28 protein-coding genes, 1 tRNA gene and 1 rRNA gene (1 of these 30 cut by a window edge) are annotated in these 25167 nt (G+C 47.3%); 15 read left to right on the forward strand and 15 right to left on the reverse strand.

Annotated features, from left to right (window positions below):
• Positions 1 to 40 precede the first annotated feature (40 nt).
• The 3 genes from V8Q34_RS08330 to V8Q34_RS08340 all read left to right on the forward strand — a co-directional run bounded on the left by V8Q34_RS08330 (position 41) and on the right by V8Q34_RS08340 (position 2602).
• Entirely contained in the window at positions 41 to 964 is a 924-nt protein-coding gene (locus V8Q34_RS08330) for a diacylglycerol/lipid kinase family protein (RefSeq protein ID WP_335835223.1), read from the forward strand.
• Between the two features lie 19 nt (positions 965 to 983).
• Positions 984 to 1817, forward strand: coding sequence for a glycerophosphodiester phosphodiesterase family protein (locus V8Q34_RS08335; protein WP_244806618.1), 834 nt, complete (start codon positions 984 to 986; stop codon positions 1815 to 1817).
• Between the two features lie 137 nt (positions 1818 to 1954).
• Positions 1955 to 2602, forward strand: a complete 648-nt coding sequence (locus tag V8Q34_RS08340; protein ID WP_033141334.1) for a phosphatase PAP2 family protein — start codon at positions 1955 to 1957, stop codon at positions 2600 to 2602.
• 92 nt (positions 2603 to 2694) lie between these two features.
• On the opposite strand, the gene V8Q34_RS08345 is transcribed toward V8Q34_RS08340, so the two are convergent.
• The 9 genes from V8Q34_RS08345 to V8Q34_RS08385 form a co-directional block, all read right to left on the reverse strand.
• On the reverse strand, positions 2695 to 3711 hold the full coding sequence (locus V8Q34_RS08345) for a glycosyltransferase family 2 protein (RefSeq protein ID WP_033141335.1): 1017 nt from the start codon (positions 3709 to 3711) through the stop codon (positions 2695 to 2697).
• Between the two features lie 4 nt (positions 3712 to 3715).
• Positions 3716 to 4765: an A/G-specific adenine glycosylase gene (mutY, locus tag V8Q34_RS08350; RefSeq protein ID WP_227210054.1), complete on the reverse strand. Its 1050-nt coding sequence runs from the start codon at positions 4763 to 4765 to the stop codon at positions 3716 to 3718.
• Positions 4762 to 5445: a DNA/RNA nuclease SfsA gene (gene sfsA / locus V8Q34_RS08355; protein ID WP_033141337.1), complete on the reverse strand. Its 684-nt coding sequence runs from the start codon at positions 5443 to 5445 to the stop codon at positions 4762 to 4764. The genes mutY and sfsA overlap by 4 nt, the downstream gene beginning before the upstream one ends.
• Complete coding sequence (locus tag V8Q34_RS08360) at positions 5442 to 6266, reverse strand: HAD-IIA family hydrolase (RefSeq protein ID WP_181014425.1); 825 nt, start codon at positions 6264 to 6266, stop codon at positions 5442 to 5444. Before V8Q34_RS08360 ends, sfsA begins: the two co-directional genes overlap by 4 nt.
• 23 nt (positions 6267 to 6289) lie before the next feature.
• Positions 6290 to 6661 (reverse strand): DUF1667 domain-containing protein, encoded by a 372-nt coding sequence (locus V8Q34_RS08365; RefSeq protein ID WP_335835224.1) that lies wholly within the window; start codon positions 6659 to 6661, stop codon positions 6290 to 6292.
• Between the two features lie 2 nt (positions 6662 to 6663).
• Positions 6664 to 7935 carry an NAD(P)/FAD-dependent oxidoreductase gene (locus tag V8Q34_RS08370; protein ID WP_207727911.1) on the reverse strand — a complete coding sequence of 424 codons (1272 nt, stop codon included), beginning with the start codon at positions 7933 to 7935 and terminating at the stop codon, positions 6664 to 6666.
• Between the two features lie 22 nt (positions 7936 to 7957).
• The gene (locus V8Q34_RS08375; RefSeq protein WP_335835225.1) at positions 7958 to 9421 is read right to left on the reverse strand and encodes an NAD(P)/FAD-dependent oxidoreductase; all 1464 of its coding nucleotides are present in this window, start codon (positions 9419 to 9421) and stop codon (positions 7958 to 7960) included.
• 112 nt (positions 9422 to 9533) lie between these two features.
• Positions 9534 to 10103, reverse strand: coding sequence for a glycerol-3-phosphate responsive antiterminator (locus V8Q34_RS08380; protein WP_081960317.1), 570 nt, complete (start codon positions 10101 to 10103; stop codon positions 9534 to 9536).
• A gap of 152 nt (positions 10104 to 10255) precedes the next feature.
• Positions 10256 to 11935: a L,D-transpeptidase family protein gene (locus V8Q34_RS08385; RefSeq protein WP_033141342.1), complete on the reverse strand. Its 1680-nt coding sequence runs from the start codon at positions 11933 to 11935 to the stop codon at positions 10256 to 10258.
• 386 nt (positions 11936 to 12321) lie between these two features.
• On the opposite strand from V8Q34_RS08385, the gene V8Q34_RS08390 reads away from it, so the two are divergent.
• The 3 genes from V8Q34_RS08390 (at position 12322) to V8Q34_RS08400 (ending at position 13793) form a co-directional block, all read left to right on the forward strand.
• Positions 12322 to 12459 carry a hypothetical protein gene (locus V8Q34_RS08390; RefSeq protein ID WP_181014426.1) on the forward strand — a complete coding sequence of 46 codons (138 nt, stop codon included), beginning with the start codon at positions 12322 to 12324 and terminating at the stop codon, positions 12457 to 12459.
• A 21-nt stretch (positions 12460 to 12480) separates the two neighbouring features.
• The gene (locus V8Q34_RS08395; RefSeq protein ID WP_033141343.1) at positions 12481 to 12660 is read left to right on the forward strand and encodes a hypothetical protein; all 180 of its coding nucleotides are present in this window, start codon (positions 12481 to 12483) and stop codon (positions 12658 to 12660) included.
• A 182-nt stretch (positions 12661 to 12842) separates the two neighbouring features.
• On the forward strand, positions 12843 to 13793 hold the full coding sequence (locus V8Q34_RS08400) for a phospho-N-acetylmuramoyl-pentapeptide-transferase (protein WP_033141344.1): 951 nt from the start codon (positions 12843 to 12845) through the stop codon (positions 13791 to 13793).
• Positions 13794 to 13862: 69 nt separating this feature from the next.
• Here V8Q34_RS08400 and V8Q34_RS08405 read toward each other — a convergent pair whose 3' ends face one another.
• Positions 13863 to 14057, reverse strand: a complete 195-nt coding sequence (locus tag V8Q34_RS08405; RefSeq protein ID WP_335835226.1) for a helix-turn-helix domain-containing protein — start codon at positions 14055 to 14057, stop codon at positions 13863 to 13865.
• Positions 14058 to 14169: 112 nt separating this feature from the next.
• Here V8Q34_RS08405 and V8Q34_RS08410 point away from each other — a divergent pair, with 112 nt between their 5' ends.
• The 4 genes from V8Q34_RS08410 to V8Q34_RS08425 all read left to right on the forward strand — a co-directional run bounded on the left by V8Q34_RS08410 (position 14170) and on the right by V8Q34_RS08425 (position 17905).
• A complete protein-coding gene (locus tag V8Q34_RS08410; protein WP_156120846.1) occupies positions 14170 to 14307 on the forward strand; it encodes a hypothetical protein in 138 nt (45 codons plus the stop codon).
• 151 nt (positions 14308 to 14458) lie between these two features.
• Complete coding sequence (locus V8Q34_RS08415; RefSeq protein ID WP_033141352.1) at positions 14459 to 15799, forward strand: MurT ligase domain-containing protein; 1341 nt, start codon at positions 14459 to 14461, stop codon at positions 15797 to 15799.
• Entirely contained in the window at positions 15796 to 16518 is a 723-nt protein-coding gene (locus tag V8Q34_RS08420) for a type 1 glutamine amidotransferase (protein ID WP_227210057.1), read from the forward strand. The genes V8Q34_RS08415 and V8Q34_RS08420 overlap by 4 nt, the downstream gene beginning before the upstream one ends.
• Positions 16519 to 16567: 49 nt before the next feature.
• Positions 16568 to 17905: an HTH domain-containing protein gene (locus tag V8Q34_RS08425; protein ID WP_103732145.1), complete on the forward strand. Its 1338-nt coding sequence runs from the start codon at positions 16568 to 16570 to the stop codon at positions 17903 to 17905.
• Positions 17906 to 17989: 84 nt separating this feature from the next.
• Here the strand turns inward: V8Q34_RS08425 and V8Q34_RS08430 are convergent, their stop codons facing one another.
• Positions 17990 to 19417 (reverse strand): M20 family metallopeptidase, encoded by a 1428-nt coding sequence (locus V8Q34_RS08430; protein WP_148393574.1) that lies wholly within the window; start codon positions 19415 to 19417, stop codon positions 17990 to 17992.
• A gap of 18 nt (positions 19418 to 19435) precedes the next feature.
• Positions 19436 to 20833 carry a YfcC family protein gene (locus V8Q34_RS08435; protein WP_148393573.1) on the reverse strand — a complete coding sequence of 466 codons (1398 nt, stop codon included), beginning with the start codon at positions 20831 to 20833 and terminating at the stop codon, positions 19436 to 19438.
• A gap of 300 nt (positions 20834 to 21133) precedes the next feature.
• Here V8Q34_RS08435 and V8Q34_RS08440 point away from each other — a divergent pair, with 300 nt between their 5' ends.
• Complete coding sequence (locus tag V8Q34_RS08440; protein WP_033144071.1) at positions 21134 to 21355, forward strand: hypothetical protein; 222 nt, start codon at positions 21134 to 21136, stop codon at positions 21353 to 21355.
• 67 nt (positions 21356 to 21422) lie between these two features.
• On the opposite strand, the gene V8Q34_RS08445 is transcribed toward V8Q34_RS08440, so the two are convergent.
• The gene (locus V8Q34_RS08445) at positions 21423 to 21653 is read right to left on the reverse strand and encodes a DUF4177 domain-containing protein (protein WP_033144072.1); all 231 of its coding nucleotides are present in this window, start codon (positions 21651 to 21653) and stop codon (positions 21423 to 21425) included.
• A 436-nt stretch (positions 21654 to 22089) separates the two neighbouring features.
• On the opposite strand from V8Q34_RS08445, the gene V8Q34_RS08450 reads away from it, so the two are divergent.
• From V8Q34_RS08450 to V8Q34_RS08465, 4 genes are all read left to right on the forward strand, one after another.
• Complete coding sequence (locus V8Q34_RS08450) at positions 22090 to 22695, forward strand: TetR/AcrR family transcriptional regulator (protein ID WP_227210058.1); 606 nt, start codon at positions 22090 to 22092, stop codon at positions 22693 to 22695.
• Positions 22696 to 22735: 40 nt separating this feature from the next.
• Entirely contained in the window at positions 22736 to 23422 is a 687-nt protein-coding gene (locus V8Q34_RS08455; RefSeq protein WP_335835227.1) for a peptidoglycan DD-metalloendopeptidase family protein, read from the forward strand.
• 353 nt (positions 23423 to 23775) lie between these two features.
• Positions 23776 to 23991 carry a helix-turn-helix transcriptional regulator gene (locus tag V8Q34_RS08460; protein WP_148393572.1) on the forward strand — a complete coding sequence of 72 codons (216 nt, stop codon included), beginning with the start codon at positions 23776 to 23778 and terminating at the stop codon, positions 23989 to 23991.
• Positions 23978 to 24421, forward strand: coding sequence for a hypothetical protein (locus V8Q34_RS08465; protein ID WP_148393571.1), 444 nt, complete (start codon positions 23978 to 23980; stop codon positions 24419 to 24421). The genes V8Q34_RS08460 and V8Q34_RS08465 overlap by 14 nt, the downstream gene beginning before the upstream one ends.
• 77 nt (positions 24422 to 24498) lie before the next feature.
• Here the strand turns inward: V8Q34_RS08465 and V8Q34_RS08470 are convergent.
• Both V8Q34_RS08470 and V8Q34_RS08475 read right to left on the reverse strand, forming a co-directional pair.
• A tRNA-Trp gene (locus tag V8Q34_RS08470) sits at positions 24499 to 24569 on the reverse strand.
• Positions 24570 to 24713: 144 nt separating this feature from the next.
• A 23S ribosomal RNA gene (locus tag V8Q34_RS08475) occupies positions 24714 to 25167 on the reverse strand (it continues 2431 nt past the right edge of the window).

Below are 25167 nucleotides of genomic sequence, written 5' to 3' on the forward strand. Positions count from 1 at the left end.
ACGGGAAACTGCTACAATAATGGCAAAGAAGGAGAAGCATATGTACTATTTTATCATCAATCCCCGCTCCCGTTCCGGCAAAGGACAGGAGATCTGGGACCGTGTAAAAAAACGTCTGGATGAGGAAAATTTGGAATATGAGGCCTATTTTACCCAGAAGCAGGGACATGCTGCTGAGCTGGCACACCAGATTGCTGCCCTTTCCATACCCTGCACCCTGGTTGTTGTGGGCGGTGACGGCACCGTGAACGAGGTGGTGAACGGGCTTGTGAAAACCGTGTACACCCACATTACCCTGGGCTATATCCCCACCGGCTCCGGCAATGACTTTGCCAGAGGCCTTGGGCTTACCAAAGACACCGAAAAAGCCGTGGAACAGATCCTGGCCCCGGCAGACATAGAGAAGATGGACATTGGAATCGCGCAGTCGAACGGGGAGAAGCGGTATTTCCTCATCAGTGCAGGCATTGGCTTTGATGCCTCCATCTGCCACGAGGCGCTGAATTCCGGCCTCAAGGATTTTCTGAACAAATACCATCTGGGCAAGCTCACCTACGCTGCCATTGCCCTGAAACAATTATTTCTCTACCGCCCCTGCCGTGTGGATATCCGGCTGGACAGGCAGAGGATCTGCCGTTTTCCCCGCTGCTTTTTCGTGGCGGGCATGAATCTGAAATATGAGGGCGGAGGATGCAAATTCTGTCCGGACGCGGATCACGCAGACGGAAATATACATATCTGTGTAGCCGGGAAACTCTCCAAGTTAAAGATCATCACCATGCTGCCCACTGCCTTTATCGGGAAACATATATGGTTCCGCGGCATAGAAATACAAAAGGGGCATGTGGTGGAGATCATCAGCCAGCGTCCTCTCCCTGTACACTGTGACGGGGAATCCTTTGGATTCAGGGATTCTCTTTCCCTAACGACAGCCCGGGAACAGATCTCAGTCATCACCGGATAGTTGAAAGAAGGTTTAACTTATGAAATTACTGCTGATAACCGCTTCCATTGTACTGCTCGGTTTTTTACTTTACTTTTACTGTATCATGCCGCGTTTTACAAGAAAATCGCAGACGCGCGCCTTTATGCACAGGCTTTTTGCCCATCGGGGCCTGTTCGACCCCGGGGAGGGCATCCCGGAAAATTCCATGCCGGCATTTGAACGGGCAGTTCTGTGCGGATATCCCATTGAGCTGGATGTCCAGGTGACTAAGGACAACAAGATCGTAGTATTCCATGACTACACACTGGGCCGTATGTGCGGCATTGACCTCCCGCTGGAGACAAAGACGTACGAGGAGCTGCAGAAGCTCTCCCTGCAGAATACCGGTGAGAAGATCCCGCTGTTCTCGGACGTACTGAAGCTTGTGGACGGACGGGTTCCCCTGCTGATCGAGATAAAACTTCACTCTCACCATACATATCCATGTGCGTTGGTGGATAAACTGTTACAAGGGTATCAGGGAAGCTACTGTATCGAATCCTTTAATTCCCTGGCACTTTTCTGGTACCGCCGCAACCGGCCGGATGTTGTGAGAGGACAGCTCTCCTCCAACCTGACAAGTCCGGTAGCTGAGGGCGGATATGTCTTAAGCTTTCTGGTCAAGCATCTGCTCACCAACTGCATCGGACGCCCTGACTTCATTGCCTACTGCTATAAGGACAGCCGAAACCTGAGCTTCTGTCTGAACCGCCATCTGTACAAAACACCTGTATTTGCCTGGACACTGCGCACGCCGGAAGCCTATGAAACCTGTAAAAAGCGTTTTGATTCCGTCATTTTTGACAGCTTTCTTCCGCCAAAACAGGCATGAACAGACGTTTTTTTCAGAGTGTGAATGGGATGTGAAGCTTTTCTGAATTTACTGTAAATCCCATTGTTATCTTGATTTTCCTGTGCTATAATGGGCAGGACAAAGAAAGGCTCCGGCATCGAAAAGAAGGTGATTATGTGAATCTGCTGAAAAAATACAAACACACCTGGATTATCCCGGTATACGGCATCTTTTATCTTACAGCTTTCCAGTATCTGGAACAGCGCGATGTCCGGCCTCATATCATCCATATGAAGATTGATGACTATATCCCTTTCTGTGAATATTTCATCGTCCCGTATCTGCTGTGGTTTGCCTACATCGCAGTGACCGTTTTGTACTTCTCATTATTTAATGACAGCAAGCGGGAATTTTACCAGCTTATATTTACCCTTGGAGTGGGCATGACACTGTTTCTCGTCATCTCCTACATTTACCCCAACGGACAGGACCTGCGTCCCAAGCTTACGGGTGACAGCATCTTCATAGAGCTGGTGAGGCATTTATACCGGATCGACACTCCAACCAATATACTGCCCAGCATTCATGTGTTTAATTCCGTGGCCTGCTGTACCGCAGTGTTTAAAAACGCAAAAGCAAGAAAGCATCCCGTCCTTCTGGGCGGTACCCTGCTTCTGACCATACTTATCATCATGGCTACCGTATTCCTGAAGCAGCATACACTTGTGGATGTGGTGGCGGCATTTGCGCTGAATGTCTTCTGCTACCAGATGTTCTACAAAGAACATCCGGCACGACAGAAACAGCCTGCTTTTGTAAAATAACAATTCACAATTCTGCATATAAAAAGGACGTTCCGCTTTTGGAACGTCCTTTTTATATGGCTTCACCGGCAAATGCCGCTGCCCTTTATCCTTTAGTTAAACCCATAGAACTTCTGCACCACTTTATAGATCGCCACAGAAATATTCCTTCCGCTCCATCCCGGCAGATTTACACTTCTGCCCAGAATACCCAGGCGGAGTTTTCTGTAGATATGGATGTCTTCGTTTCTCAGGTATTTCCACAGATCCTTTTTCTTCTCCAGATTTTCCTCCGTGCCGGAGCGTATCAGCATGATGGAGGATACGGCTGTGATAATGTCCAGATACCGGAGCAGATACTGGCGCAGATGTTTGTCGCTGATCCTCTTGCCGGCCACGGAATCGATCATGAGACGGTTCACCAGAAGCTGCTGGTCAATCCTGCGTATCATCACATCCTCATGTACTGACTGGTCCTCCCTGCCGATAAAATACCGGTAGAAGTTCACGTCCATATAATACATGGTCTTCACAGAGGGCAGGGGCTGGTAGACAAACAGGTTGTCTACATAAAAGGTGTGTTTCGGCAGCTCCAGGCCGCATTCCCTCAGCAGTCCGGTCCTGTAGATCACGGAATGCATCAGGATATATTTGCCCACCGGCATCTTACTGATCTCCTCCCAGGTGAAAATTTTTCCCTGGGGAAGGTATTTCTTATAGCGCATGACTTTCTTCCGTCTGGCACCCTGCTTTTCGTAGACAAAATTGCTGATCATCATATCCAGGGTCTGGGGCCCTCCCACGATCTCTGAAAGCTTTGTCAGGATCGCGTCATAAGCCTCCTTGTTCACCCAGTCGTCGCTGTCCACCACTTTGAAAAAGATTCCTGTGGCGTTTTTAAGACCTGTGTTCACGGCCTCCCCGTGGCCGCCGTTCTCCTGGTGTATGGCCTTTACAATGCCGGGAAATCTGGCTGCATAATCATCTGCGATCTTCGCCGTGTCATCCACGGACCCGTCATCGACGATCAGAATCTCCACCTGATCCCCGCCCTCCAGCAGGGAATCCACGCATTTCTCCATGTATGCCTGTGAATTATAACAGGGAACTGTTACGGACAATAATTTCATTTTATTAGTCCTCCTCAATATATTTTCTATATGCGGAAAAAGCGGAGGGAATCGGGTATTTTCCCTTCGACTCTTTTTTGTCAATAAAGAGCAGATTTCCTGCCCTCTTCTCTGTGGAGGCTACTCTGACCACATATCCTTTCATATGCCACTCCACATGAGAAAAGATATGTTTCGCCTCTCCGGCGTGTTTTATGTGAAGAGGCATGAGCTTTAACGCCTCAACCGCCCTGATCACTTCCTCCTCGGTCAGCCAGCCATCCATATTCGGAAATTCATACAGACCTGCCAGAAGCCCTTTGTCCGGACGCCTGCAGACAGCGTATTCCTGTCCGTTCTGTATGAGAAGGACTGTCTTTTCCTCAATCCTGCGCTGCTTTTTCGCTGCCTTTTTCGGATACTCCAAAACCGTGCCGTGAGCTCTGGCACTGCACAGATGCTGTACCGGACAGACCTGGCATTTTGCCATACCGTTCGGTATACACACCACAGCCCCCAACTCCATCAGGCTCTGGTTAAAGGCCCCCGGCCTGTCTGCAGGCATGACTGCCTCCAGCTCCTGCTCCACCCGGCGCTTTACGGACTGCTTCAGGATATCCTCCCCGTTTTCTGTGATCCGGGAAAGGACCCGCAGTACATTGCCGTCCACGGCCGGCTTTTTCAGGCCGTAGGCAATGGAAGAAATGGCACCTGCCGTGTAACTGCCGATGCCGGGAAGCTCCAGAATCTCCTCGTAATCAGCGGGAAGCTCTCCTCCGTACTTCAAAACAATCTCTTTAGCTGCCTTCTGCATATTTTTCACACGATTATAATAGCCCAAACCCTCCCACAATTTCAAGAGTTTATTTTCCGGGCAGGCAGCCAGGTCTTCAATCTGCGGAAGAGCTGTAAGGAAACGCTCATAGTATCCCTTTACAGCCTCCACCCTAGTCTGCTGCAGCATGATCTCAGAAACCCACACATGGTAGGGAGTCGGTTCCCTGCGCCAGGGCAGGTCCCGCTTATTCTCCTCATACCAGGAGAGCAGGGGCTTTATTATCTCTTCCAGTTTCATATAAGCTGTACCTCCACCGGTTCCCCCAGAAAGATGGAATCCGGTTCCACAAAACAATCATAGGCCAGAATATGCACACCGGCCTGTTCTGCCTCCAAAAGTGCCCGGGCAAACGCCTCCTGTGTCTTTTTGTTCGGCTCGAAATATCTCACGTCCTTCATTTGGATAACAAACATAATATACGCCTCATAGCCGTCTTTTATACACTGGCACAGCTCCTTTATATGCTTGATGCCGCGCTCCGTAGGCGCGTCCGGGAAGCGGACGATTCCCTCTTCCTCCAGGGTCACGCCTTTTACTTCCATAAAAATTTTCCGCTCTCCCTGTTCTATGTACAGGTCAAAACGGGAAGTTCCGTATTTTGTCTCAGGCCGGATGTATGCGCCTTCACCAAAAAGGCCGCCATTTCGCAGCCACTCTTCCACTACCCGGTTGGGAATCTGGGAATCCATGTTGATCAGGCGGTCCCCTTTTCTCACAGCGATCAGGTCATACGCTGTTTTCCGTTCTTTTTTGTCACTTTTCTCCAAAAAAACAGAGGCACCGGGAACTAACAATTCCCGGCACCTTCCAGTGTTTTTTACGTGACAGATTTCTTCCTGCCCGTCAATCTCCACACGGGCAATAAAACGGTTGGGGCGGCTTACAAAGCGCCCTTCCCTGATATTCTTATATCTCATGCTTCTGTCAGTCCCTCATAAATCTCTTTAACGCTGTCAAAGACATAGGTTGGCTTTACATCTCCTTCTTCTATGTCCTGTGTAGTCGCTTCACCGGAAAGCACACAGATGGTATCCACTCCGGCATTTGCTCCGGTTTTGATATCTGTGTAAAGCCGGTCTCCAATGATGACAGCATCCTCTGCCTTCATTCCCAGCTTCTTTAATACACAGTTTACCATAATCGGCTCAGGTTTACCAATAAAAAATGGTTCTTTTCCTGTGGCATTTTTCAGCATTATGCTCATAGAGCCGCAGTCAGGGATATATCCAAAGCTCACCGGACATACAAAGTCCGGATTCGTAGCCAGATACACCACGTCCTTACCAAGCATGATACAGGTATTCCTGATCTTCTCCGAAGTATTTTCCGTGTCAAATCCGATGAGGACAATGGATGCTCTGTCATCCACCTCTGTAACCACCTGAATACCTGCCTCGCGCAGCTCCTTGACAAGAGAACGGGTTCCCATACAGTAGACCACCTGGCCCGGATAATTTTCATGGATGTACATGGCAGTCGCCTGGCTGGATGTGTAGAAGTTCTCGTATCCGGCCCGTATGCCCATCTTTGCCACTTTATCCACATAGTCGTTCACTGACTTGGAGGAATTGTTGGTGATAAATATGTACTGTCCGCCCCTTCGCTCAATCTCATCCAGGAAATCCAGTGTCCCCTCAAAAATCTCATCTTCATTATAGATGGTTCCGTCCATATCCAGAAGATACAGTTTCTTGTCTCTTAAGCTCTCTGCATTTTTACCGTTCTTATCTGTCAGCATTTTTTTCTCCTTGTAAAACCTGTTTATTTTGATACCGCCGGAATGTTCTTTGTGGCGATCATATCCACACCGGTACCGCACACATTTTTAAGTACCACGTCACCGATATGTACCGGGGCATTCACTGCCACGGTTTTTAAAGCTTTCGCGCAGTCATAAATCTTTCCTTTTGGAATATCGGAAGCTGTCTTGACAGACACTACGGGAAGTGTGCCTCCTGTCACACGGACAGAGGAGGTCACGATCCTTGTGGGATTGGTCACTTCTTTCGTTCCATATGCCTCGCCTTTTTTGCAGGTGTTTCCCTCCACCTTTTTCACAGCTCCTTTCTCCATGGTCACAGTGAGGCTGCATCCCAGAGGACAGTTAATACAGATCAATTCTCTTGTTTCCATCTCTATGCCTCCTCCACTTTCACAGTAATCTTATCGAAACTTTCCCGGTCTGTCAAATCCGATTTTTTCAGGACAACCTGTTCCATCTCGCCGGGTGCCAGTTTTCTCTTCTTTTTATGCCAGATCCGCCGGTCTCCCAGATACACACTCACATAACAGTCCCGGTAAACAGCGCCCACACGGAAACGCAGTGTGAGGGTATCCTCCATACAGGCAGGACGTATTGTCTGGGGCACGGTATAGCGCACACCGTCCACAGCGAAGACGGGAATCTCTTTTGTATCCTCTTTCTCCTTCTCACCCCGGATATACGCTGCCGCGCAGGCGCCTGCCCTTGCCGCCTCCTCGGACACATAGTCCACCAGGTCATGTACATGGAGTACATTGCCGCAGGCGAATACACCGGGCACATTTGTCTCCAGACTTTCATTCACCACTGGACCTGAGGTGATGCGGGACAGTTCCACACCGATTTTTCCTGACAGTTCATTTTCCGGAATCAGGCCGCAGGACAAAAGCAGAGTGTCGCAGGCGTAAAATTCCTCTGTTCCCGGAATCGGCTTTCTGTTCTCATCCACTTCTGCCAATGTGATTCCCGTCACCCTTTCTTTTCCCTGAATGTCGATCACCGTATGGCTGAGTTTTAAGGGGATGTCAAAGTCATCCAGACACTGTACGATATTTCTCTGAAGACCGCCGGAGAAGGGCATCAGCTCTGCCACCACTTTTACTTTGGCTCCCTCCAGAGTCATTCTTCTGGCCATGATCAGACCGATATCACCGGAACCCAGGATCACAACTTCCCTGCCCGGCATATATCCCTCCATGTTTACCAGTCTCTGTGCGGTTCCTGCGGTGTATATGCCCGCCGGCCGGTATCCCGGAATGTTCAGGGCACCTCTCGGCCTCTCCCTGCAGCCCATGGCTAAGATAACAGCGCGGGCTGTAAGCATCATAAGACCATCCTCCCGGTTCATAGCCATGACTGTTTTGCCGTTTTCCCCATCCCGGATATCCAGCACCATGGTGTGCAGCTTATAAGGAATCTGAAGCTCCTCCACCTGCTGAATGAAACGCCAGGCATATTCCGGCCCTGTCAGCTCCTCCTTAAAGGTATGAAGACCGAAACCATTGTGGATACACTGGTTCAATATGCCTCCCAGTTCTCTGTCACGCTCTAATATCAGGATGTTCTCCACCCCTTCTTTTTTGGCAGATACAGCGGCTGCAAGGCCTGCAGGGCCTCCGCCTATTATAATCAGATCATACTGCATGATTCTTCCTCTCTTTCCCCATTTAGAATGTCTCTGTAATTCCCGTTTCGTCCTCTTTGATCACGCCGGTCAGAAGCTTTGAGCCTTTTCCCGCCTTGGTCAGCTCCAGTGGGTCCATGTGCAGCTCCCTTGCCAGGATCTCCATGGTTCTGGGCGCACAGAAGCCGGACTGGCATCTGCCCATTCCCGCTCTTGTCCTCCGCTTTACACCGTCTAAGGACCTGGCGCCCAGAGGCCGCCTGATGGCATTTATGATCTCGCCCTCTGTCACAGTCTCACAGCGGCAGATCACATTGCCGTAAGCCGGGTCTTTTTTGATCAGCTCTGCGATCTCCTCCGGGGATGCCTGTGCCACATTGGGGATATCCTCTCTGGTGCTGATGAAATTCTCTTTCTTTTTGGCCTGCAGACGCTCTGCCGCAAGCTCCGCCAGATATTCCCCTATGGCCGGGGCACTTGACAGACCCGGTGACTCAATGCCCGCTGCATTGAAAAATCCCTCCGCGTCCTCTGCCTCACCCAGTACGAAATCCTCGTCTTTTTCCGTGGCCCGTAGTCCTGCAAAGGAGGTGATCACCATATGCAGGGGCACATCCGCGGCACTGACACGTGCCAGAGATGCCACTTTTCCCAGTCCCCGGGCTGTTGTCTGGATTCCCTCTTTGTCCTCAATGTCATCCGCAGTAGGACCTACGAGAAGGTTGCCGTGAACTGTCGGGGTGATAAGGACACCTTTTCCCATCTTGGTGGGGAGCTGGAATACGGTATGTGACACAAAATTTCCGGCCTTTTTATCCAGCAGGCAGTATTCTCCCTTTCTTGGGGTGATGGAAAGCTTCCTCCCGCTTACCATATTGTTGAAAACATCCGCGTACACGCCTGCCGCGTTGACGACACAGGCTGTCTCATAACATTCCCGGTCAGTCTCGATCTCATAACCGCCCTTTTCAAGCTTTCTGACTGCCTTAACCTCTGTGTTCAAAAAGAAATCCACACCGTTCACACTGGCATTCTCCGCCAGGGCAATGGTCAGCTTGAACGGACATACAATACCGCCGGTGGGCGCATATAACAGGGCTTTTACATCATGGGAAATGTTCGGCTCCAATTTATGGATCTCCTCTCCCGTCACGATCCTGAGACCCTCCACGCCGTTTTCTTCTCCCCGCGTCTTTAACGCCTCCAACTTCGGAATGTCCGTTTCATGGAAACACAGGACCAGAGAACCGTTTTTCTTATATGGAAAATCCAGTTCCTTTGACAGAGCCTCCATCATTTTGCTTCCCCTTACATTCATCCTGGCCTTCATGGAACCGGGCTCAGCGTCAAAACCGGCATGCACAATGGCACTGTTGGCTTTGGAGGTTCCGCAGCACACATCCTCCTCCCGTTCCAGAACGGCTGTCTTTAAATCATATCTGGACAGTTCCCTTGCCACAGCGCTTCCCACAACACCTGCGCCGATAATCACCACATCATACTTCATCTCTTCATTCCTCCTGTTTTCCATAAAAAATAAAAAGAGACAAAACGACTACACATGCTTCTTACATGTGTCCTCCGCTTTGTCTCTGTTCTCCAGCGTTATATCTATGTTTTTACATAAACCAGACCTTCTGGTTGGTGGTGGATATGGATACGGCTCCTGCACTGAGCGCTGCCACGATATCCTCCTTATCTGCGATCAGTCCCCCTGCTATGACAGGTGTTCTGCTGTGCGTGCAGATTTTTGCAATGATCTTCGGCATAACCCCCGGCAGCACCTCGATCATATCCGGGTGCACACTCTCCGTCTGTCTTCTGATACTCTCAAAAGCAATGGAATCAATGACAAAAAAACGCATGACTGCGAACAGCCCCAGTTCCCTTGCCTGTTTGATGATTCCCGGCTTGGTGGAGATCACACCGTCAGCCTCTGTGGTATTCTTCAAAAAATCCACGGCAACCTCCCGGCTGCTCAGACCTCCGATAAGGTCAATATGTACCAGAACCGTCTTGCCGCCCTTTTTCAGACGCTCTACAATATCTCCGATATTACAGATATCCCCATAGAGCACAAAGACGATTCCAATCTCTGACTCCAGGCACTGCTTCAGTCCCTGTTCATCCTTAATGGCTGCCACCACAGGGCAGTCTTCAAATTGTTCCAGAATTTCCTGTTGTTTCATGAGACGCTCCATTTCTGTACTGTAAACTAGTAAACCATTTGATTCTAAAAAGACAAGACAATAAAGCCGTGATACGGCTTTATCCTCTTGTCTCCTGTCTCTTCTTATATCTTAGCACAATCCTCTGTGCCCTGCAAGACTTAATTTCTTCCCTATTCCCTGTAAAAACATACCACAGGACAGCCGGCTTCTATATTTTCATATATGGTTGCCGCCGCCGAGGTCGGCAGATTGATACAGCCATGGGAACCGCTGGTCCGGTAGATGGAACCGCCAAAGCTGTATCTCCAGTTGGCGTCATGCAGGCCGATACCGCCGTTAAAGGGCATCCAGTATTTTACGGGCTGCTCATACTCATAGGTGCCGTCCTCCAGTTTACGTCCCCTAAGCACCTGGTTTGTCTGTTTATACATGAGAGAATACACACCTCCCGGTGTTCTTCTGTCCCTCATGACATAAGTACCGGACACAAAGTCAGTATCCATCAAAAGCGCGCCGTCCCTGTAGAACCACAGGTGCTGGCTTGTCAGGTCAATCTCCACATAGGTGCCTCCGATATCATTATCCCCGTAGGTCACGCCTGCCTTGGAGTATACAGGCTCACGGACCGTCACCACATGGTTTGCTATATCCTCCAAAAGCTGTGCCTTTTCCTTTAACTGGTTGATCTGGAAACCGTAATTGCCGCCGGAGACCGTGATCGGTTCCCCTGTGGCAGTGCTCGTGATAGTCCTGTCTCTGCCCACTGTGTCATAATTCTCAGCCAGCCAGGCCACAAATTCCGTCACTCTGGCCTCCAGGGTTGCCGGGTCCTCCACATAATTTCCGTTCTCATCGTACGTCATCCAGTCTTTCACGGTCATGCCATCCAACACTTCCGTTTTGTCTCCGAAGGTGTAAGTAATTGTCACCGCCGCACAGGAATTCCACACATCCCTCTGATGGAGCAGCGTGGGGTCCTCCTTTGTGACAGCCGGAGCCGCATAGGCACCTGCCTCCTCAGCGGAGACGGATTCCTGACTGCCTGCCACTGCTGTTTCCAGGGCAGAGAACATGACATCCTCCTGCACAGTGGTCCCTGCCGTCTCATCCACAATGACGAATTGATTTTCCCGGAAATCAATGTACGCATCCGTGGGAGCCTCCATACCGGCCGCCTGCATACAGTCAAAGGACTGAAGCTGCGCCCTTAAGGCCTCCTTGTCATACTGTATGTTTTCTGCGGTCTCATAGTCCGTTCCTCTGAAATATCCCTTGATCCAGGTAAATGGGTTCTGGTCATCCAAAAGCTTCTGCACACTTCCGTCACTGACATAGGCATAGCTGATATCCTGGCCTTTGATCTCTCTTGTCTGGTCATTCCTGAACTGCACACGGATGGAATAATCCTCCACTTTTTTCCGGATCAGGTCTTCTGCCTGCTCCACGGTCATATTTTCGCAGGCTATATGGTTGATGGTCGTTCCCTTGAAGAATTTATCTTTATAATAGTAAGCACCTGCGCCATAGCCGGCTGCTGCCAATATGATGACAGCTCCTGTGATGCCCAGTGCAATTTTTATTCCGGTCTTTTTACCCTTCTTTTTCTCAGCCCTTATCTCTTTCTTAGCTGCCTTTTTCTGCTTTTTCTCAGCTTTTTTATCCGGTTCCCGGTAAGCAGCCGCTTCCTCCTGGCTTCCTATGGTATCCTGGATGATCTTCTCCATGGCAGAGTCGATTTTCGCTTCCATCTCTGACTTAGGCTGTGTCTGCTTTTTCTCCCCTTGACGGACAGCAGCTTCTGCCTTTTTCTCTGCCTGCTGCATCTTCTTTTGCTGTGTTTTTTTCTTCATTTAATTTGCTCCCCGATATTACATTTCTGTCCGGCCTGCAGCTATTTTCACCTGATTTTCCATGCCGCAGCCGCCAGTATTCGACATAAGCGCGAACACTTGTCTATTATAACACAAAATTCTACAACCGGATAAATATAAATCAATCCTTAAAAAAATTTAAAGCTTTTGTCATACTTTCTATTTTTTTATTGTATGTGAAAATTTTTCTTCATATTCTATCCTGTCACAGAATTCTGCTGGGAATGAACCAACCATATATTAGACGCACGAAAACGACAAAAGGTGACACTCTGCATAGAAAAAATTTTTTTCCGCATACTAATTCTGCAGCGCGGTCAACATTGCTGCCTCCCAACACAAGTAAAAAAAGTGAGGAAACTGCCATGTTAAAAGAAAAACCTTACAGAAATGACTATGATGACGGAAACATTCCTGAAATCGACCTTCCCAGGGAGTCTGACGCCACTGACGTGATCCCCGACGAAGTGCCGCGCAAAGACGGCCCCGGCGGAGAAGGCTGACAGGAAGCGAGGTGACCTGAAATGATTGACAACGAAGAACTTCCCATCGGCTTCACCATGGAACTGGCCATGCATTCAGATATCCTGAACCATTTTGCCAGACTTTCCAAGTCGGAACAGAAGCCTCTGGTAGACAAGGCAAGACAGGTAAATTCCCGCCACGAGATGCGGGAATATGTGGAATCCATGTTCCGCCCCTGAGATGCGCTGCTCTCCAAGCCGGCTGTGACACGCAGAATTACCTGCAGCGCACAGCCGGTTTTTTGGCCTTTTCCGGGTCTACATATCTGATAAATTTTTTGTTTCCCCTCATTTCCGGATGTGGTATACTAAAAGTGTTTTAAAACAAAGAAGGAGGATTGCTGTAAAGCAAAAAAAATCTTATGTACCATTTACTGAATCAATATTTAGACACCAAACAGATTGTGATGCTGGGGATCATCCTTACCTTTCTCATCACATTTTTTGCACTGAAGCACCCGTTTTCCTTTCTCCCCAGTGACCAGGGGCGTGATTTTGCCCTAAACGGCGCACTCTCAAAAGGAAAAACGAGAGGCGTTGGACTGACATTTGTCATCTGCTTTATTATCGGCACCGTACTTTTTATGCCTCTTGGCAAAGAGTACATTGTCTATGCCATACTGCTTTTTTGCATTATGCTCAGCGGTTATCTGGATGATGCCGCCGAGACACCATGGAACGAATACAAAAAGGGGCTGATTGACCTCATCATATCAGCCGTAGCGGTCTTCACTTTCCTGAATTTCAACAGCACCACCATCTCCCTTGGCTTCACCGAGCTGGAAATCCCCAAAGCTGTCTATGCCATACTGGGCATTATCCTCTTCTGGGTTTCCATCAATGTGACAAACTGTACCGATGGTGTGGACGGGCTGTGCGCCAGCCTCTGTGTTATTGTCATGCTGTCCTTTGGCCTGATTTTCAAAGAAACTCTGGGTACTTATGTGATCGCCAACTTCCTTTTTGCCGCAGTTCTGCTGGCATACCTGTACTTTAATTCCTCGCCCAGCAGCATGCTCATGGGAGATGCCGGTTCCAGGGCCCTTGGTTTTTATATTGCAGTGATCGCCATCAAATCCCAGCACCCGGTTATTTACCTTCTGCTGGCAGGCGTACTGATCATTGACGGCGGCCTGGGTCTTGTAAAAGTATTTCTGAAGAGATTTCTGAAAATCTCTATCCTGAAAAATACAAGAACTCCCATTCATGACCACGTAAGGAAAAAATGCGGCTGGTCAGATACACAAGTAGTGGTCCGCTTCCTGATCATCCAGGTAATACTGGCTGCCGCCGCTTATATGCTGGTAAGATAGCAAAAAAGAGAAACACACTGTAAAAGCTGTGTTTCTCTTTTTTCTCTCCCCCCATTTTGCTGCCTCTCCTCATATATGAAGTATAATATCCTGTACCTCACAATTGAGGATGGCACACAGTGTATCAATCGTCTTTGTGGTTATGGCCTCACCTTTTTTAATTCTGTGTAAGGTATTCGCTGATACACCATGGTGATGGATTAGTTGATACTCTGTGAAGTTTCTTCTGAACAGTGTCTCATAAAATGGTTTGTAGCTTATCATAATCCCTTCTCCTATCCAGTGCATTTATTGAATAGTATCATACTCAATCTCTTGACTATACTCAAAATATTGAGTATATTTAAAACAAAAGAATGGAATGGGGGAATATTTTATGACAAATCATGAGGAGCCAAAGTATTCATCAGAATACGACAAAAAACAATTTATCGAAATCTGTGACAGGTACGAAGATAAGATACTGGAAAACATCATTAAAAAAGCAAAAGAGATGGGGCTTTTCGACGATTAGCCCTGCCCCGGCCGAAAAGGGCCGGGGATTTTTTTCTCAATTCAGAATGCCGCTTGTACTCTTTCCTCACTTTATGTATAATAAATGGGGAATCTGGAAACCCTGAATGCGGCTCGATAAACCGCAAATAAAAACAAAGGAACTTTTGTATATGAATATAAGAAGACTTTTCGCTGTATGGAGCGCCAAGCTCATAAAGACAGCCTGCCAGATCACCGGCAGGCAGGGTGTGACACTGGCCGGTAAGATAGCGCTGTCCATCTATCCCCCAATTTTAAAAGAACTGGCGTCTGAGGTCAAAAAAGACATTTTCGTTGTCTGCGGCACCAACGGCAAAACTACCACCAACAACCTTTTAGCCTCTGTTCTGGAAGCAAATAACTGCCGCGTTGTCTGCAACCGCACCGGCTCCAACATGCTGAACGGAGTCGTCTCCGCCTTTGTCCTGAATGCCCGGGCAAACGGACATCTGCGGGCGGATTACGCCTGTATTGAGATTGACGAGGCATCCACAGTCCGTGTATTTCCTCATTTCAAACCTGACTATATGGTACTCACCAATCTGTTCCGTGACCAGCTTGACCGGTACGGGGAGATTGACACTACCATGAATCTCCTGTCCCGGGCCATGAAGATGGCGCCGGACATGAAACTTCTGGTCAATGCGGATGACTCCTTATCCACCTTCCTTGCCATGGACAATGACAATGCGTACACCACCTACGGCATCAGTGAGCAGGTATATCAGGAACAGGACTCCAGGGAGATCCGGGAAGGCCGTTTCTGCAAACGCTGTGGGGAAAAGATGGAATACAACTTCTATCACTACAGCCAGCTTGGAGATTATCACTGCCCCAAATGCGGATTTGCTCGCCCTGTGCCCCAGTTTGACGGCAGCCATATTGATATGTCAGACGGTCTGTCCTTTGATGTGGGTGATTTTCATGTAAAAGCAAATTACCGCGGTTTCTACAATATTTATAATATATTGGCCGTTTACGGAGCCGCCTCCCTGGCGGGTATCCCTCTTGACAGCTTCAACCGGATTCTGGGGGACTACACGCCCCAGTTCGGAAGAAACGAACTCTTTGAGATTGATGGCACCAGGGTCATGCTCAACCTGGCTAAAAACCCGGCAGGATTTAACCAGAATATCGGCGCGGTCATGACAGACACGGCTCCAAAAGATATCATCATCCTGATCAATGACAACAGTCAGGACGGCACAGATGTATCCTGGCTCTGGGATGTGGATTTTGACAGGCTGAAGGACGCCAATGCCGCCTCTATTACCGTAAGCGGCATCCGCTGCCAGGATATGCGCCTGCGTCTGAAATACGTGGATATCCCGTCCACTCTGGAACCGGATATTGAAAAGGCCATCCTCTCAAAACTCAAAAACGGAACTAAAAACCTGTACCTGCTTGTAAACTATACCGGCCTTTATACCACTCACAACATACTGAAGAAAATGGAGGGCAGAAAATCATGAAAATCACAATCGGACATTTATATCCGGACCTCCTGAATCTGTACGGGGACAGGGGAAATATCCAGTGCATGATGAAACGCTGCCAGTGGAGAGGCATCGAGGCAGAAACTGTGGAATTCCAGCTTGAGGACAACATTGATTTTTCCGCCCTTGATATTGTGCTTCTGGGCGGCGGCTCCGACAGGGAGCAGATGCTGGTCTGCGACAGACTCCGCAGCATACAAAAAGATTTCAAAGACTATGTGGAGGACAACGGCGTAGTGATCGCTGTCTGCGGCGGCTATCAGCTTCTGGGCCATTATTACGACACGGATGACGGGCGCATTGAGGGTCTTTCCCTTGTTGACCTGTATACAGAGCAGGGCAGCCCCCGTCTGATTGACAATATCGTCCTGGAAAACCATAAATTCAGCCTTCCCATCGTCGGCTTTGAAAATCACGGAGGCCGCACCTATATCGGAGACAATGAGCCTTTCGGAAAAGTCCTCTACGGAAACGGCAATAACGGGGAAGACAAAGCCGAGGGCGTGCTCTATAAAAATGTAGTGGGCACCTATCTCCACGGCCCCCTCCTTCCCAAAAACCCGCATATCTGCGATTACCTCATTGCAAACGCTCTGGAGCGCAAATACGGTAAGGCAGAACTTGCCCCTCTCGACGACAGCCAGGAGATTGAGGCCAACCGGTATATTTATGATCGCTTTGTAACAAAACAATAGAAATATGCCCGGCTGATTTACTATTGTTATATATTAAAGGGGAAAACTTATGGGATACCGAATTGCACTGCTGCTGAAACAGCACTATTATCAGCATTATAATGATCATCTCCCTGGAATCAGCGAAGATGTCTCCGTAGAATACTTCACTTATGATACTCTGGACGAGCTTAAAAATATTTATCTGAAAATCAAAGATGATTTTGAAGGATTTCTTGTCAGCGGTATTGCCCCCATGAAAGCCATATATTCCCTTGGCGAGCAGGCAGCCGACGCTGTGGTGGATTATTTCCACATCAGTGTGGAGAACACCTACCATATTCTGCTCCAGCAGATTGTGCTGGATGAACACCTGAAACTCTCCAGAATCGGTATGGATTTTATTCAGGACGGCCATACCCTGAAAGAGCTTCTTGTCAGCAACCGGTTCGCCCAGCGCATCCGTGAGTTCGAGGAGGAGTGGAGAGACTTCTCTTCCTCTGTGGATCTGGATGAACGGGAGGCTGCGCTCTCCGTAAAGTACAGGGAGCTGGCAGCCCAGAACAAACTGGATATGATCATCACTTATTTCTACAGCGTGATTGAAAATATGCGGGATACATCCATTCCCTGTATTTATGTCTATCCTGATGAAAACATGATCAGTGATATTGTAAAAAGCATGAAAAAAAGCATATCCATAAAAAATATGAAGAGCCATCTGCCTGCTGTCATACATATTAATATGGAAAATATGCCGGTTCAGGATGAGGTGTCATACGAAAAGACACGGCTGGAGATCAATAAGATGATCATGGAGCTGAACCAAAAATACCTGAACCGCCTTGTGATAAAAAACACATACCGGGATTTTGAACTGTATGGAGATTACAGCATCATAAAAGAGATCACAGGGGATTTTAAGAAATGCCAGATACTGGAACAGCTTCACAGCCTGCTCTCTTTTAAGGGTTCTGTAGGATATGGCATTGGCCACACCTTTTATCAGGCCAGGATAAATGCCGTTGATGCCAGTCATTATTCCAGAAACGGCAGTCTCCGGGAAGACGGCAGTTATCTGATAGATGAAAATGATCAGCTCACGGTCCTGCAGATTGGTCTGGTTCCTGCTGGAATGAAGGTTTCCGGCGATTATATCAATGATATCGCAGATAAGGTAAGTCTCTCCTCAGAAACTATTGTGCGTATCATCCGCGTCATGAAACAAGAGGGTACCAACAAACTTACCTCCCAGGAACTGATGCACCATCTGAATATCTCTTCCAGAGCTGCCAACAAATTCCTGGCTGCGCTGCAGAAGGACGGATATGCGGAGGTTGTAGGTATGAGGCGCTCCGGCAATAAGGGGCGGCCCATCAACATTTACCAGATCAATCTGAAATACTGACCTGACAGCACATTCCTTTCAGGAAACATGAGAGCAGCCATTCCGGTATCCCCGTATGGCTGCTCTCATATTTTCCTGTATTTTTTATAAATCCGGTTTTATCTCCTCCGGGATCGGACAATGATATCCTCCTCTTACTGCTGCGTCAAATTCTTTTTTCGCATCCTCAGCGATTTTCGGATTTCGGAAGACATCTATAGCAGCCATTCCCATGACCTTTGCTGCTGTCAACATTCCTTTTTTTCCTATGGAGGAACCTGACTGGCTGACCTCCTGCCAGGAATGCCCCGGTGTTCCAAAGGCTTTACAGGCAGTCAGAATCTGACCTGTGGGTGCCTGATAACTCACATCCCCTACATCTGTGCTCCCGGGCATTGTACTTTTCAACGGATTTACAGGCAGTACTATATCTGCCAACACCTTGCCCTCCATTGCCGCTGCCGCATTTTCTCCATGCTGATTCTCCACCGCTGCTGCGGCCTCCTGTATCATCTGTTCTGAAAAAGTATCCCGTATTTTCTCGGCCAGCTCATGATCCGCATGGTCAAATGCCGGAGCACCGGCTTCCTGAAAGTTCTCCATCAGAACTTTTCCCAGTACCTTGTTGGGTATGTAATCGCTGAATCCATCTCCCCGCACCATTTCATAGGAAGTACCTGTCATGATTGCTGCTCCCCGCGCTACTTCACAGATTCTCTCAAATATTTCAAACGCCTGGTTCAGCCGCGGTGCCCTTGCCTCATAGTAGACAGCTGCCGTTTCCTGTACAACATTCGCTGCATTTCCCCCTGCGTTTGTGATCGCATAGTGGATTCTGGCCTCGGGGATCACATGCTCTCTTAAGAAATTACACCCTACATTCATAAGCTCCACCGCATCCAGAGCACTTCTGCCAAGATGAGGAGAGGCGGAGGCATGAGATGCCTTGCCGTGGAAAATAAAAGTGGCGCAGATATCTGCCAGGGAACTGGATGCGAAAAGCCCGTTCACATCCCAGGGATGCCAGCAGAACACAGCATCAAGCCCTTTAAAACATCCCTCCCGTGCCATAAATGTCTTGCCGGAGCCTTTTTCCTCCCCGGGACAGCCAAAATAAATGATAGTGCCCGGTGTCCCGCTCCGGTCCAGATATTCCCTGACAGCCACAGCCGCTGCAAGAGAGCCGGTTCCCAGCAGATTATGCCCGCATCCGTGGCCGCAGTCCGTATCTTCTCTTTTTTCCTGCACATCTGTTCCCGGCTTCTGACTCAGCCCCGGAAGTGCATCAAACTCTCCCAAAATGGCAATTACAGGTCCTCCGCTGCCAAAAGTGCCCTTAAAAGCAGTTGGGATTCCCGCAAGCCCAGTTTCCACCTGAAATCCTTCTCTCTCCAATGTCTCCTGAAGCAGCTTTGCCGACCGGTGTTCCTTAAATCCCAGTTCCGCGTATTCCCATATTTTTTGGCTGATCCGGGAGTAAATTTCTTCTCTCTTTTCAATATTTCTGCATAATCTTTCTTTTTCCTGTATCATATCCAATTCTTCTCCTTTTTATATACCTGCCATTACAGCTCCCATGATCAGGATAACCTCCAGTGCAAACCACATGAGAAACAGCTTCCAGATAAATTTATACCATTTATTCATCCCGATTCCCATGACACCGCACATCATCGCGCATCCGGTAGGCCAGAACATTTTTGAAAAGCCGTCGCCGAACTGGTAAGCTATGATGGCGATCTCACGATTCAGCCCCACAACATCAGCCAGAGGCGCCATGATCGGCACAGTCACAACCGCCTGCCCGCTTCCTGACGGTATGAAGAAATTGATCAGATTCTGTGCCAGCAGCATGGCAAATGCTGAAAACCCTGATGGAAATCCTTTCACGATATTTGACAGATATAAAACAGCCGTATCGATAATGTTACCGGAACTCATCACAACTTCAATGGAGCGTGCAAATCCGATCATAAGAACTGTAAATACCATGGACTTGGAAGACTCCACAAAGGAATCCGCGATTTTGCTGGGTCCCATACCGTTGATCAGGCCGGTTATGATCATACCGATAAAGAATACGGCTGCAAGCTGCTGCAGATAAAACCCAAACTTTGCCACGCCTATGGCAATGGTCATGATAATGATTCCGAATCCCAGCAAAGTGATCTTCTGTCTTCCTGTAAAGGGCATCTGCATAACCTCATCACGGCTTGCCGTGACGGTAGGTTCCGGTACACCATAGAGATAGCTCTTTGTTGGGTCTTTTTTTATTTTCTTTGCATATTGCATTATGTAGAGGATCGTCACAGCCACGAAACAGACAAATGCCACGATGCGGAATGTGGTGATCTTCGTCCCAACACTGGGTATGCCTGCAATACTGCTGCCCAGGCCAACCGTAAAGGGATTTAAGATTGCAGCAGCAAACCCGACACCTGTACCCAGAATGACAATGGAGGAACCCACGATCCTGTCATATCCCAGTGTAATTGCAATGGCCACAAAGGCAGGAATCAGCCCCCATGCCTCCTCATTCATTCCGAATGTGGTGCCTCCCAGGGCAAAAAGTGTGAAAAATATGGGAATCAGAAAATAATCCTTGTCTTTAATTTTTCTAAGTATGGATCCCACCAGGGCATTCAGGGTCCCTGTGCTCATCAGAAGCGTTACATAACCGCATGCGAAAAGCAGGAAAAATATAATATCCGCTGCATTTACAAACCCCTGAAAAATACTCATGCAGAAAGCCCAAGGGCCGATTGGGTTAGCATCCACCCCGTGATAACTCCCCGGCACCACCAGTTCTCTTCCAAGTGCCGGATCCACAGCCCGGTCAAACTGCCCTGCAGGCAGTACCCAGGTTAAAATGGCACTGATGAGAACCATGGTCATCATGATCACATAGGCATGCGGCATAGAAAATTTGAATTTCCTCTCTTTTTTCATAAAAATCCTCCTTGTTTTCACTTTCGCACTGTAAACTACCAGTTATTTTAAGCACGCTTACAGAACCGTTCTTTTATAGTAGGATACCACTCTATCCGAATAAAGTCAATTGGCAGTAATTGCAGATAAAATTTACTGATTTTCGGAAATAATACACAAAAAAGTGTTCCGTTTATGGCGATTACCTATACCCCCTATGACAAAACATTTCAGAATATTAAGGATAAAATAGTGGAAATTCCCTATTTTAAATGTTATACTGTTAAATGAATTTATTTTATGTATGAGGAGGATTACAGAATGGCGAGAGGACGCAAAAAAGAGACAAGGACACTGGACGAACAACTGCAGGCAGTTATCGGGGAAATCGCCACATATGAAGAAAAATTAAAAGAATTGCGCCGCAGGAAAAAAGAAATCGAACAGAAAATCACGGAAGACAAAAAAGAGGCTTTATATAAAGCAGTAATGGAATCAGGTAAATCACTTGATGAAGTTCTCGCTAGTTTAACAAACGAGTAAAAACATAAGTGAGCCCTCCGGCCCGTTTCTCTCAAACGGCCGGAGGGCTCACTTATATCTGTGATTCTTATTCTTCTGTTTCTCTTTCAAAAATTATCTGATAGCAATTGCCGCCGTAAACGCTCACTTTTGGTTCCAATATCTGTTTTAAGCGCCAGCCATCGGCTGCTTCCCGGACGATCGCCTCCCTGCAGGCTTCAAAGGGAACCGGCGGCATCTCACCGCGTACGGTTTTTGCCTTTTCCTTCTTAACCGGCACAAGGGGAATCTCAATAAATTTGTATTCATACTTTTTCATAAACTGTCTCCTTTTTTTGTCAGCACAGGATATACCCGCAATATCCTTTCTCTGTTTTTATGTATCTCACATTGACCTTCTTTCCTACCTTATAGGTTCTGTCTGTGATTCGCACATGTAATCTCAAAACTATTATACCTTTTTTATCCCTCGGAAACAATCGGTAAAACAAGATCTCCAAAACACAAGCATGCCATTACGCCCCGTATCCATTAACAATTCCGCAATACACAGATGCTGCCGTACCCAAACTGCCATATGATGCCGAACCGGGGATAGAAACCCTCCTGATCATGCCGAACTTAGCTGTGACTGTCCTGCTTGCAAATACCATATGTAAGATCAAAAAAATAACAGAAGAATTCGTTGACCTTTTAGATAAATAAAGTTATAATAGATATTGATCTGATAGGTAAACAGCAGGAAGGAGTTTATCATGCCCGCAAAACTATTAAACATGGAGCCTCAAAGAAGAGATGCTGTGTTAAATGCCGCGCTAAAAGAATTTTCATCGCAGGGCTATGACAAGGCATCCACAAATATCATTGCAAAAGAAGCCGGTATATCCAAAGCACTCATGTTTCACTATGTGAACAGCAAACAGGAACTCTATCTTATTGTACATGATTATTTTTCCAATCTGATAAAAAAAGAGTATTGGGAACAGATGAATTTTGATGAAAAGGATATCTTTGCCAGACTGCAGCAGTCCTATCTCCTGCAGCTTAAATTATCCGAAAAGTATCCCTGGATTTTAGAGTTTAGCAAGCTCTCACACACAGAGGATTCCGACACTGCCAGGCCGGCCGACTGCTATCCGAAATTATTTGACAATATAGATGAAACCAAATTCAGAAAAGGATTAGATATTGAAACCTGCAAGCAGTTTATCTTCTGGTCCAATGTCGGCTTTACGAATGAGATACTGAAAGAGATCCGAAGCATGGAAGTGGCTCATATAGACAGTGACGCTTTCATACGCAGACTGAATCATTACTTTGCAGAACTGCGCAAGATATTTTATACATCGGAAACTGTTTAATATGCTGCCTAAAACTCTGCAATCTAATGTGAGGTGCAAAATGAGTGATGTGAATACGCCTGTCATTGTTGATTTTCCCCTGAGGGGGGAGTGGATGTCTCCCAATACCCCCGGAACCCGGGTCCCCAGCCACGGCACAAACCGTTTCGGTACGCGATATGCCTATGATTTTTTACAGGTGGACTGGACACGCAGAGGCCATCCGAATTATCGGGTGCACTGGCTTTCCTACCTGCTCTTCGGCGTCTCCCTGAGCAAATGCTATTGCTGGGGAAAAGACATCTATGCCCCCTGCAGCGGTACTGTAGTTGATGCAAAAGATTTTTATAAAGAAAGAAGACGTGCATTTTTTCTTTCTGATATTTTTATTGCTTTAAAAAGTGCAGATTTTTTTCGCCCCCGGAGAGACAGCATACAGTCTGTCACAGGCAACTATATTATTATAAAATATGATGACCACATCTATGCCGCGTTTGCACATCTAAAATACGGCTCTGTCAAGGTCCGAATAGGACAGAAGGTAAAAAAGGGAGACCTTTTAGGCTGCATAGGACATTCCGGCAATTCCTTTTTTCCTCATCTGCATTTTCAGCTCATGGACAGTGATGATATGTGTTCTGCCAAGGGGATTCCCTGCGCGTTTGCCAATTACGAAGTATTTAAAAACGGCGAATGGGAAACAATAACCAACGGTATTCCGACCGACAAGGACAGAATTCGATTTTGAGCATCTGTGCCTTTCGGCTTCCGAAGAAACTTATCTGCACTCTGGTCCATCTTGCCTCTTTTATCAAACTTTTCCCATCTATCACATACATTCTCCGCCAAATCTTTTAAATAAGCGACGGCCTGTTCTGCCGCTAATGCATCATTCATAATATTTCCATCCTTTTTTACAGCAGCTGCTGCCATACTCGGCATACTTTCAATAAGAATGTGCCGTAAGCTGCATTTTTATGTAAAGGAACCTTGACAAAACCCATAGAGTAGAATATACTAAAATTGTAAAGGAAACTTGTCATAACATCAGATTGGATCACACGAAGGATATAAGAAAACCTTGAAGAGAGGAGGTATTATGTGGAAAACAGAGTTGAAGAATTAAGAAAAAAAGCTGGCATGAACCAGGATGATTTCGCAAAAGCAATTAGAGTTTCAAGACAAACGATCAGTTCAATCGAAACAGGGAAGTATAATCCTTCATTGGAACTGGCCTTTACGATTGCAGATTTCTTTGACACAAGCATAGAAAAAATTTTTATTCATGAAAGGGGTCGTCAAAATGAAAAAAAGTAATTTAATCACAGGAATCGTGTATTTATTGGCAGGAATCGTTTTTCTGGGCACCGCATTATTGACTGATACAAAATTAGATGGTTTATTTTTCGGTTTTGCAGGCGCCGGTATCATCCCCGGAATCATGATGATATTTAAATATTGCTATTGGTCCTCTCCGAAAAATAAAGAGCGTTATGCTGAAAAACTGGAAAATGAAAAAATCGAATTACACGATGAATTAAAAGAAAAGTTGAGAGACAAGTCCGGAAGATATGCATATACGGCAGGACTTTTTGTGATTGCGGTCTCCATGATGCTCTTTGCAGTCTTAAATTCTCTGGAAATCGTACAAACAGGTAATATTATCGTTTTAGTCCTGGGCGGATATTTAGTCTTTCAGATTGTGATTGGTATTGTGATATTTAATCACTTAATGAAAAAGTATTAAATATATGTTCCTGTTGAATCTTATAACGCAAATAAAAAACGGCTTACAGGATTAACCTATAAGCCGTTTTAGTCTAACAGGGGATGAGGGATTCGAACCCCCATCGACGGTTTTGGAGACCGGTGCTCTACCATTGAACTAATCCCCTATATCCTATCTATTATTATACATAAAATAGATTTTCTTTCAAGACTTTTTTACAAAAAAATCAATTTTCTGAAATGTACCTTCAAAACCGCATATACAAAACTCAAAAACCTTTTTTCAACTCCGCCGTTTGCACTTCCGTGCTCAGGTCAAGCCCTCGACCGATTAGTAGCAGTCAGCTCCATACATTGCTGCACTTCCACCTCTGCCCTATCTACCTCGTCGTCTTCAAGGGGTCTTACTTCTTTAAAGAATGGGATATCTCATCTTGAGGGGGGCTTCACGCTTAGATGCCTTCAGCGTTTATCCCTTCCAGGCTTGGCTACCCTGCCATGCAGTTGGCACTGCAACAGGTACACCAGCGGCCCGTCCATCCCGGTCCTCTCGTACTAAGGACAGCTCCTCTCAAATATCCTACGCCCACGCCGGATAGGGACCGAACTGTCTCACGACGTTCTGAACCCAGCTCGCGTACCGCTTTAATGGGCGAACAGCCCAACCCTTGGGACCTACTACAGCCCCAGGATGCGATGAGCCGACATCGAGGTGCCAAACCACTCCGTCGATGTGAACTCTTGGGAGTGATAAGCCTGTTATCC

The organism is Blautia sp. JLR.GB0024, assembly GCF_037000545.1.
In the GTDB taxonomy this organism is placed as follows: domain Bacteria; phylum Bacillota; class Clostridia; order Lachnospirales; family Lachnospiraceae; genus Blautia; species Blautia celeris.